The organism is Aliiruegeria sabulilitoris (assembly GCF_001558155.1).
Lineage (GTDB): Bacteria > Pseudomonadota > Alphaproteobacteria > Rhodobacterales > Rhodobacteraceae > Tropicimonas > Tropicimonas sabulilitoris.
Map to the genome: position 1 here is coordinate 1 of NZ_LOAS01000061.1, position 10380 is coordinate 10380.

General features: G+C 58.8%; 8 protein-coding genes and 1 pseudogene. 6 read left to right on the plus strand and 3 right to left on the minus strand.

What is annotated here, in order from left to right:
• The 6 genes from AX756_RS23965 to AX756_RS23990 all read left to right on the plus strand — a co-directional run.
• A partial coding sequence (locus AX756_RS23965) for a transposase (protein WP_156461668.1) occupies window positions 1–716 on the plus strand: 716 nt, incomplete at its 5' end.
• 666 nt (window positions 717–1382) lie between these two features.
• A complete protein-coding gene (locus tag AX756_RS23970; RefSeq protein WP_068318228.1) occupies window positions 1383–2516 on the plus strand; it encodes a carboxylate-amine ligase in 1134 nt (377 codons plus the stop codon).
• Window positions 2517–2602: 86 nt separating this feature from the next.
• Complete coding sequence (locus tag AX756_RS23975; protein ID WP_197431133.1) at window positions 2603–3817, plus strand: alpha/beta hydrolase; 1215 nt, start codon at window positions 2603–2605, stop codon at window positions 3815–3817.
• A gap of 49 nt (window positions 3818–3866) precedes the next feature.
• Window positions 3867–5126, plus strand: coding sequence for an ATP-grasp domain-containing protein (locus AX756_RS26205; RefSeq protein WP_197431134.1), 1260 nt, complete (start codon window positions 3867–3869; stop codon window positions 5124–5126).
• A complete protein-coding gene (locus AX756_RS23985; protein WP_068318237.1) occupies window positions 5107–5838 on the plus strand; it encodes an esterase family protein in 732 nt (243 codons plus the stop codon). The genes AX756_RS26205 and AX756_RS23985 overlap by 20 nt, the downstream gene beginning before the upstream one ends.
• Before the next feature lie 15 nt (window positions 5839–5853).
• On the plus strand, window positions 5854–7074 hold the full coding sequence (locus tag AX756_RS23990; protein ID WP_068318240.1) for an ATP-grasp domain-containing protein: 1221 nt from the start codon (window positions 5854–5856) through the stop codon (window positions 7072–7074).
• Window positions 7075–7698: 624 nt separating this feature from the next.
• On the opposite strand, the pseudogene AX756_RS23995 reads toward AX756_RS23990, so the two are convergent.
• The 3 genes and pseudogenes from AX756_RS23995 to AX756_RS26555 all read right to left on the minus strand — a co-directional run.
• A pseudogene (locus tag AX756_RS23995) lies at window positions 7699–8508 on the minus strand (IS91 family transposase); the annotation flags it as partial.
• Window positions 8509–8764: 256 nt separating this feature from the next.
• Entirely contained in the window at window positions 8765–9895 is a 1131-nt protein-coding gene (locus AX756_RS24000) for a porin (protein WP_068318243.1), read from the minus strand.
• Between the two features lie 192 nt (window positions 9896–10087).
• Window positions 10088–10380: hypothetical protein (locus AX756_RS26555; protein ID WP_231701170.1), on the minus strand; the 293-nt coding region annotated here is incomplete at its 5' end.

Genomic DNA, 10380 nt, shown 5'->3' on the forward strand with positions numbered 1-10380 from the left:
TCGGAGTCGAGGCGACGCGGTCCATCCGCCAGGCGGAGGTTGGAGCAACGCGCACCATGCTGGAAAAGGCAAAGGACCGGTTTGACCTACACCCTGAACGTCTGATAGCCCCTCTCATTGATTGCTTCGCAATCAACTGCCGGGCAGCGGATACGGCATACGGATCGGGGCCGATGCTCGGCTGGCTGGTTGACCGCAAGATCGCGCCGCACATCCCCGTAATCGACAAATCTGACAGACAGGACGGCACCTGGAGTCGGGACGATTTCGAATGGGATGCTGACAACGATCAATTCATTTGCCCCGAGGGCCATGCGCTGAAGCAGTTTCGCAGGAACTATTCCGATCCGAACAGGGGTCAGACCGGGAAAGGCAGAGCCAAATACCGGGCGCTGAAATTGACCTGCCAAGCTTGCCCATCGAAGCAGCAGTGCTGTCCGAATGCCGAAGCGCGAACGATCACCCGCGAGGAACATGAAGACGCTCGGCAGGTAGCCCGCGACATCGCCAAGACCAAACAGTACGAAACCTCGATGAAGCTCCGAAAGAAGGTCGAGATGCTCTTTGCCCACCTCAAACGCATTCTCGGTCTCCGCCGCCTCCGACTACGCGGTCCCAACGGCGCGAACGACGAATTCCTCCTAGCAGCAACCGCCCAAAACCTCCGCAAACTGGCTAAGGTCTTTCCCGCACCGCAGAAACCGCAAAGCGCCTGAAAAGAAGACGCTTGCGCCGAACCCCAAAGCCGTTCCACTGCGAATGCAGCGAAGAGTTTTTCAACGAAATTCCGACCTACCGGACCTTAGCCGCAAGCGCGAAAACCCGACAATTACGGGAGCTGCATTCGTAAGGAAGGGCGGGGACCGGTCGTTCGCTGCGATTTTGGCGAAGGTCAGGTTCCCCCGGTGTAGAGTTGTGTGAGACACCTGTTTGGGTGAGAGCGCCCCCCCGGAGAAGGAAGGGCCATGACAGATGAAGAGAGAGCCAATGCGGGCGTTTCATTTCGTGGCGCGCCCATTACGCTGGTGACGAGCCGCCCGTTGCGCCGCCGCGGCGGCGCAACTAAGCCGGGCGGAAGCAGGAGGTGGTGCTGAGGAACTTGGGTGGCGAGGACCTGGAGCTGGTCAGCCGCGAACTTGGCATCACTGCTGCCGATGTGAGCGGCTGGCGAGACAGTTTCCTGGCCGCATCTGGAAGGCTAGCCTGAAAGCCTTGCCAAAAATTGCGACCGCTGCTCCGAAACCCTCGACACGATATCGCCGGAAGGGTTTGGAGCATCATTCGATGCGCCTATCCGAGCTTTGTGGCTTGGGCTCTACCCGGAGAATGGCTTGACGTAAGTGATAGCCATCTAAAGGGTGTTATGGAGTGTGGAGAACATCATGGACGACGAAGCATTCTCGATCGGAATAGAAGAGGAATACCTGCTCGTGGACCCGGAAACGCGCGCTCTTTGCGCGCGGCCGCCGCGGGAGTTCATGGTAAAATGCCAGAACCTTCTCGGACCTAAAGTGGTACATGAATTTCTGCAGAGCCAGGTTGAAATCGGCACCAACGTCTGCGAAACGATCGCCGAGGCACGAGAGGATCTTCGTCACTTAAGGGAAACTGTTGCGCAATGCGCCAAGGATTTCGGCATGCGCATGATCGCCGCCTCGACCCACCCCTGGGCGCATTGGAGCGAGCAGGAACCGGTCGACATGGAACGCTACCGGATCCTGGGGGCGGAACACCGGACCCTGGCGCGCCGCATGGCGATCTGCGGCATGCACGTCCACGCCGGCATTAACGACAAGAACCTCAGGGTCGACCTGATGGGCCAGGTAACCTATTTCATGCCGTACCTGTTGGCGCTCAGCACGTCCTCCCCGTTCTGGGAAGGCCACGATACCGGCCTCAAGGCGTTTCGCCCTATCATCATTGGTGACTTACCGAGGTCGGGATTCCCCGAGGTGTTCGACAGCTGGAGCGACTGGACCGAACTTCTTGACGATCTTGCGGCAACTGGAATGGTTATGGATCCGTCGAAGATCTGGTGGGACATCCGGCCTTCCGGCAAGCATCCGACGTTGGAGATACGGATCTGCGATATCTGCACGCATATCGAAGACGGTCTGACGATCGCCGCGCTGTACCAATCGATCCTCGCCTACCTGTTCCATCTGCGGCGCAGCAACGAACGCCGCCGCACCTATCGCCGTATCCTGCTGGCCGAAAACAAGTGGCGAGCCATGCGCTACGGCGTCGAAGCCGAGATGGCGGACTTCGGTAAGCGCAAGCTGTTGGCATTCGCCGACCTGACGGACGAACTGGTGGAGTTGCTGCGGCCATTTGCCGAAGACCTCGGGTGTATCCGTGAAGTCGAGCATGCGCGGACGATTGCGCGTCGTGGCACAAGTTCCGACGAACAATTGCGGATTTTCAACGCGGCGCTTGCGCAAGGCACGACAGAACATGACGCGCAGGTCGCCGTGGTGGACTGGCTCATCGAGGAGAGTGCCAGCACCGGTGAATGACAGGCCCGCCGAATTCTCCAACTCCGGCATTGTGCGCAACCGCAAGACCCCTTACCTCGAATGCGTGGAGCAATGAGGCGACGCGCTTGGAAGCAAATCGGCAGGTCGTGAATACCGTGAACGTACAACCCAACATTGAGGATGCTCGTCACCCTGATAACGGGGCAGGCCAGGTGCATCCACATCTGCGGGATTTCCTTGCTGCCGAGGACAGGTCCTCGCCCGCCGTCGACCGTTTCCTGTCCGGACTTTCGTCGCCGCTCGTCGAACCGGGCGCATTGACGTTTCTGTGGCGCGGCGAAGCGCATGCGGTCGAGATCCTGCGATGGATCAATGCTGGAGTGAACAGGCAGCGCTTTCAGCGTCTCCCCGAAAGTGACCTATGGTTCCTCAGGCTCCCCGTCGCGGACGGGGGGCGTTTCGAGTACAAACTGAACGTGGTTGGGGCTCATGGCGACGCCTGGGTTCTGGACCCGGCGAATCCGCATCGCGCCGGCGATCCGTTTGGAGAGAACTCCGTCGCGATGACGCACGGCTACGCTCGACCTGAATGGAGCCTGGAACGTGGCGCTCCGCGTGGACGCATGGAAGAAATTACCGTCGATAGCGACGTCTTTGGCCGTTCCCGGACCGAACGGGTCTATTTGCCCAACGCCTACGATAATGGCCGGGACTTTCCGTTGGTCGTGATCCATGACGGTGGCGATTATGACGAATATGCCGACCTGACCACGTCGCTGGACAATCTGATAGAAGCCGGAGATATCCCGCCTCTCGTGGCCGTGTTGATACAAGCCGACGACAGGATGAGCGAGTATCCGAACGGGCGGCGCCATTCGCGCTACGTCGTGGGCGAGCTATTGCCGGCGGTGACCAACCGGTATTCGATCTCTACGAGGGCTCAGGACCGCGTGCTCCTTGGCGCAAGTCTTGGCGCGGTCGCATCGCTGGCGACAGCGTTTCGGTTTCGCGGGGTTTTCGGTGGCTTGATCCTCAAATCCGGGTCCTTTGTTCTGGATCCCGACAAGTTGAGGCGACGTTCGAATCCGGTATTTCACCGGGTTGCCCACCTGGTCGAGGTTGTCCGCCGTGCACCGGCACCTGAAGCAACGAGGGCCTTTGTCTCGACTGGCGAGCTGGAAGGATTGGCGGCGGAAAACAAGGAATTGGCCAAACTCCTAGCGGAGCAGGGCATTGATGTCTTGTTCCAGAGCTCCTGGGATGGTCATCATTGGCATAACTGGAGGGATCAGTTGCGGAACGCCCTAATGTGGGTCCTGCCGGTGCAACCGAGAGAATAACTGGCGTTCGATGCCCGTGCAGCGCCGGAATGAATGGGGGGATATTTCCATGGCCAGAAGCACCAAGCAAGTCGGACTCTCGTTGGGAGCAGACATCTGCTGGCCCATTGCCTATGAAAGTTTGTTCGAGGCGCTGACCCGCGACGGGTTGAAGATTGGCAAGAACACCTATGACTTTGCCTTGGAACGGGTGACGATCGAACCCTTCAGCCTTCACCAGCCGGTGAAATACGACGTGGTAATTGACCGGCTGACACATTGGTATTCGACCAGCCGCGAATGGATCAAGAAGGCCATCCTGATGGATGACCTCTACGTCTACAATAACCCCTGGTCACTGCAGTCGAACGAGAAACACACCAGCTATGCTGCGATGCTGCGGCTGGGCCTTCCTGTGCCAGAGACATGGATGCTGCCGCCCAAGGCCTATGACCCGTCAGACGACCTGGAAGCGACGCTGATCAAATATGCGCGGATGTTCAGCCTCGACGAGATCGGCGACAAAATCGGTTATCCGTTCTTCATGAAGCCCTACCATGGCGGCGGCTGGAAGGGCGTGACCAAGATCGACAATGCACAGGAGCTGCACCGCGCCTACGATGCCAGCGGCACTGAGATCATGAACTTGCAGGCGGCTGTGCTGCCGCATGATTTTTTCGTCCGAAATGTCGGGCTCGGACCGCAGGTCCGGCACGTAAATTATGATCCCGGTGCACCGTTGCACGACCGTTATCGACAGGACATCAATTTTCTGGACGAGGTGGACCAGCAGACGCTCAAGGACATGACTCTGACGATCAATGCCTTCTTCGGCTGGGATTTCAACTCCTGCGAGGCGCTCCGGCAAAATGGCAACTGGCATCCGATCGACTTTGCGAACGCCTGCCCCGACAGCCAGGTCACGTCGCTGCACTATCATTTTCCGTGGCTGATCAAGGCCAACCTGCGCTGGTCGTTGTTCTGCGCCGCGACGGACCGCGCGATGCGCAAGAACATGGATTGGCCTCCGTTCTACAAGATCGCCGACAGCGATCGGTCTCCTCGTGAAAAGCTGACCGAATACGCCAAGATCGCCCACAAACGGTTCGAGACAGAAAAGTTCCGGCGCTTCTGCAAGAACCAGCTGAAGGATCTGGACGAGCTCGCCTATGACTTCTTCGGATCGGAAAAGCTGCACGATGCGATCCGGCAGAAGGTCGAGGCGTTGTTTCCACATCACGAGCACGAGGAGTTCACGCAGTTATTCTGGGACAGGATCCAGCTGTGGCGCGAGCAGGAAGGGAAGTTCGGTGACAAAGACGGTTTCTAGGTGGAGGTCGGACAGGCTTCATCGCGACATATCGCTGGTCCGCTGGGGCACCTTTGGCCAGCCTGTCCTGCTGTTTCCCACCGCGGGCGGCGATGCGGAAGAGATCGAGCGGATGCACGTGATCCGGGTGCTTGATCCAATCATCTCGGCCGGGCGCATCAAGGTCTACTCCTGCGACAGCGTCGCCGGCGCTGCTCTCGCGTCCAAGGAAGGGTCGGTTGAACATCGCTGCTGGATCCTCAACCAGTTCCACGAATACGTCGCACACGAGGTGGTTCCGGCGATCCGTGCCGATTGCCGAGACGGCAGCATCGAAGTGGTCGCTGCCGGCGCGTCGATCGGGGCGTTCAACGCCGTCGCTGTAACCTGTCGATATCCGCATCTGTTCCGCACGGCGCTCGGCATGAGCGGCACCTATGATCTCGAACAGCTTATGGGGTTCCAGGGAAACCAGGACTACTATTTCTCCTCGCCCCTGTCCTTTTTGCCCGGGCTGGAGGGGCCGACTCTCGATATGCTGCAGCGCCGGTTCATCGTCCTGCCTGTCGGTCAAGGTCGATGGGAAGATCCATCTGAGAGCTGGCGGATGGCTGGTGTCCTTGGTGCAAAGGGCGTGCCAAATCGGGTCGACCCTTGGGCCGCGACCTACGATCACGACTGGCCGACCTGGCGCGAGATGTTGCCGCTCTACCTAGACGATATCGTCGCCTGACATGGGAGCGTGGCCTTGAACATCATCTTCATAGAACCGGGCTTTCCAGCTAATCAGAGAGAATTCGTCCGCGCACTTTACTCGATCGGGGCTAATACTTACGGCATCGGGGAACGGCCCGTGGATTGGTTGGATGCCGAGACACGGGCGAGGCTCACAGATTACCAGCAGATCGAATCGGTAACCAACGAAGGCGCTCTTGAGTGGGCCGTAAGGGACGCCCAGTCAAAGGTCTGGATCGATCGGATGGAAGCGACGGTCGAGGCACACACCCTTCCGGTGGCACGTGTCAGGGAACGCTGCAGCATTCCAGGATTATCCGCGAGAACGACCTACCTGTGCCGCGACAAGGTCGCCATGAAACAGGTGCTCCGGACCGCAGGCATACCGGTGGCCGCGTCGGGCGGAATATCGAGCCTTTCCGAAGCTTGGGATTTCGCCGAAGCGGTCGGCTATCCGCTGATAATCAAGCCACGAGATTCCGCCGGAGCAGCTGGCACCTACCGGGCCAATAACGCCGCCGAGTTGGAACATGCAGCCCGCGCGGCGGGCGTCGCCGATGGTGCACTGGCGGCGATCGAGGAGTTCATCGAAGGCCACGAAGGGATTTACGACACCGTGACGGTCCAGGGCGACGTCCGGCACGAGTTCATTGGGCACTATTATCCGGGTGTTCTCGAGGCTATGCGCACGCGCTGGATCTCGCCTCAGCTGATTTCTACAAACGCGGTCGAGGCGGACAGGTATGCCGACCTCCGGGAAATGGGACGGCGCGTGATCGGCGCGCTCGGGATCACGACGGCCCCGACCCACATGGAGTGGTTCTTTGGGCCGAAAGGGCTCAAGTTCTCGGAGATCGGTTGCCGTCCGCCCGGTGTCGGGCAGTGGGACAGCTACTGCGCGGGCAATGAGTACGATCTCTATCGGGAATGGGCGCTCGCCGTTTGCCACCACACGAGCGATGCCCGTCCTTCACGCCGTTATGCTTGCGGAATCATCGCTCTGCGACCCGAATGCGACGGGCACATCACAGGCTACGAAGGCACAGAGACGATCTTTGGCAAATACGAAAACTTAGTCGTCGGCCAGCACTTTCCGTCACCAGGAACACCGACACAACAGGTCGAGGCGGGATACATGGCCAATGCTTGGATGCGTGTCCGGCACGAAGACCACGATACCTTACGCGCGATCCTAAACGAAATAGGTGAAACAATTCGCGTTCGCGCGCGGTAGATTGAAACCGCGTAGGTAGGTCTTGCCTGATAAACTTGGCGTGAGGCGTAATAGGCCATCGGGTACCGTTCAATAATTGAAAAACGCCACCCTTTAACACACTTCAATACGATCAGGGAAATCATGCTAATTGCGTTGAAACCGTACTTTCATTTTGCGCTTTCTCTCAGGAATGTCGAAGGTCATCCGCTCGAAAGCGGTATCAACGTGAGCAAAGATTCGCTTCGGTTCGCCGAACCAGACTTTTGAAGGCTACGGTGAGCTAAGTCCGCTTCGGTGCAGGTTTCTCGGACGCCACGCGGTACGTTTGAGTAAGAGCGGGGCGTTGCCTGGCGTCGGAGAAGCGCGCAAGCGGGAAATCGCGGGGTTGGTCTTTGCGGATCAGCTGTGTCTATGGGGATTTGAGCCGTTCGGTTGCTCTGGATCTGACTGGGCAGGTTGGGTTGGTAGGGCTGGTGTTGGCAAACTCATCGGGTTTTGTGCGGGCTTTTTGCCGATATGCGTTGTGTCCCGTTGATTTCAGCAACCTTCGCCCCTCCGATATTTGGAATTGCGCATGCCGGTTGAACCACAGGCGGTGTGGCGTGTGGCTGAGGTCGTGGTTTTCAATTCGCGGCGCGGGTTTCATGCGGCGGCCCTTGCTGTCGTTGGTGGCGCTCTGGGATGTTGCGCGGGCGTTATGGTGTCGATGATGATCAGCCGTCCGCCGCAAGACGGGCAAGGCAGTGCCAGGACACGGGGAAGCTCATCGGTATCGCCGAGGCTGTCATCGTTGGCGTGTTCCTGACCCGGCGTTTTGGCCCCGAGCAGGTGCCTGATCCTGGCAATATTGGCGGCCCGATGGCCATTTCCAAAGAAGCCGTAGTGGCGGATGCGGTGCTGCCGCTTTGGCAGGACATGGATCAGGAACCGGCGGATGAACTCGTCTGTCGTCAAGGTCATGGTGGTGTGTCGCCCGGGGCCGTCCACACGGTAGTCCTTGACGCGGAAGGTGACGCCGCGCTGATCCAGGCGGATCAATCGACTGTTGGAGATGGCGACACGGTGGGTGTAGCGCGACAGGTATGCCAGCACCGCTTTTGGCCCGGCGAATGGTTCCTTGGCGTAGACCACCCAGTCGACCTTGCGCAGCGGTTGCAGGCAAGCGTTGAAGGCCGCGCGATCGACAAGCTCGACACGGTCGCCGAAGAACTGCAGCTTTCCGGCTTCATGCAGCCGCACCAGCCCTTCCAGGATGAGGCGCCGGTAAAGGCGGGACAGAACACGGACGGAGAGGAAGAAATTCCTGCGGCAGGTGATCCAACGGGTGCCATCGACCGACAAGCCACCGCCCGGCACGATCATGTGGACATGCGGGTGGTGCGTCATCGCCGAACCCCAAGTGTGAAGCACGGATGTGACACCGACCCGGGCGCCGAGGTGCTTTGGATCTGCGCAATGCCGACATTGGACCAAATCTGAGCGAGGTCGGCTTTGCGGACTTCTTAAAAACTAAAGGTAAGCGCCGCTTCGTAGCGTCAACCGCTCCGCTCGTGTACCGGATGGACGAAGCGAAAGTGAGCCAGGATTCTGACGGAGTTCGCGCCGTGGTCGATGGAGGCGAGGCAGGAGCCGCTGTGGACGATAGCTCGCGGCACATGACGGCCCTGGAATAGTTATTCGCAAAGACACAGGCGGGGCGGCACCTGCTTCAGAACTTCCATCGGACGCCTGTCAGGACAGATTTCATATCCTTGTAGCCGATGCCCGTGCTGTCTTTGAAAGAATACTCAGCATAGGAGGTGTAGGCTTCAAGACTCAGTTTGTCGAAATTTTGGACGGCCTGAATGCCCCACATCTCTGCATTGTCGCTGCTGGAAACACTGTCCTTGCCCTGGGCATAATCGACCGACAGGGCCGTGCCACCGATATCCGTGAACTCAGCAATCCAACCCAGCTTGCCATACAGGAAGCTGCCGCCGTCGGGATCACCGCCGCTTGCGACGGAGCCGTTCAGCCCCGTTGGCCTGTGAAGTGCGGACATGGATGCGCTCCAGTTTTCGGTGGTGTCGTCCTCACCTTCTATCCAGAGGTAGCCGGCCGCCGCGGCGACATCGAAGGAGCTGAATGCCTCACCGAAATAGGCTGCCACGTCGTAGTAGGTGTTGTCGTTGTCGTCCTGCAGCGCTTCGTAGCCATAGGAGATTTCGAAATTTATCCCTGTGTCGTCCGACCTTCCGCCAAATTTGGGCGTGTCGTACCGGACGCGCATGCGGCGCGCGCCATCATAGTGTTTGAACGCGTTGCCGATGGTGACACCTGAAAGTTCGCCATCGTCCTGCCGAAAGAAATAGCTGCCGGCCGAATCACCGACAGCCCGGCCGGACGCAAGGGTTGTGCCGGAAAGGTCCATCGAATCGGTGCCGTCCGTCGCCAGACTGCCCTGACCTGCAAACACCGTGCCCCAATTCGAGGACCAGATCAGTTCGAGTTTTCGAAGTTTGGTCTTGTCCCATTCCCAGATCGGGTCATTTTCCTGGCTGAAACCTCCCGACTGCGGCGCGCCAAGGGCAGCTTCGAAATTGAACCGAAGTTCCTGGCCGCCACTCAGTTTCTGGTCTAGGAACAAGCCGACACGCGAATTTGAATGCGAGTTGTCAGCGACATTGCCGAAGGTCTTCGACCCGTCATCGAAGCCGAGATATGCCGGGCTCAACTGGCCGTAGAATGTTGCGGCTCCGCCAGAGTTATTCGAGTAATTCTGAGCGAAGGCGCTCTGGTTGAGACTGATCGCTGCCACTACAAGGCCGATCGAGCAGCGTTTGGCATAGACTTGTTTCATCGGTGAACTTTCTGGGAGCAAGTCTGTACTTGTGCCGACACTCCCCAAGCGGTCCCCTGAACACGGTTCGAGCGGTCTGATATGGCCTCCGGATCAAGCGGCTTCGGTACGTCGGCTCTCATCATGATAGCCTGTTTTCGGTGGTAAACCTCACGTCCGATCTCCGAACATTTGCTGAGTGTTACCGGATTGTCACCCAACCTTCATTCCCGCTGTATGGATGCAAGCGTTAAAGCTGACGTTCTCTTCGACGGCACCACAAGATCGTTTTCTGTGCTTCTTGATGACTTCAGCGGTCAGTATGGACGGCGGCTTCCGACCACGAATCCGTCTTCCGAGCGTTTCCCTCTGATTTCTCCAAAGTCGGCAAACTTGCCCTTCAGGCATCAGCGGTAGTGCCGGTGCGCCTTCGACGAGGGCGATGGCAGCTTCCTGCGGATGCCGTTGAAAAAGTCGGCTGATCGCGGCGTATCGGTCTCTCTGCG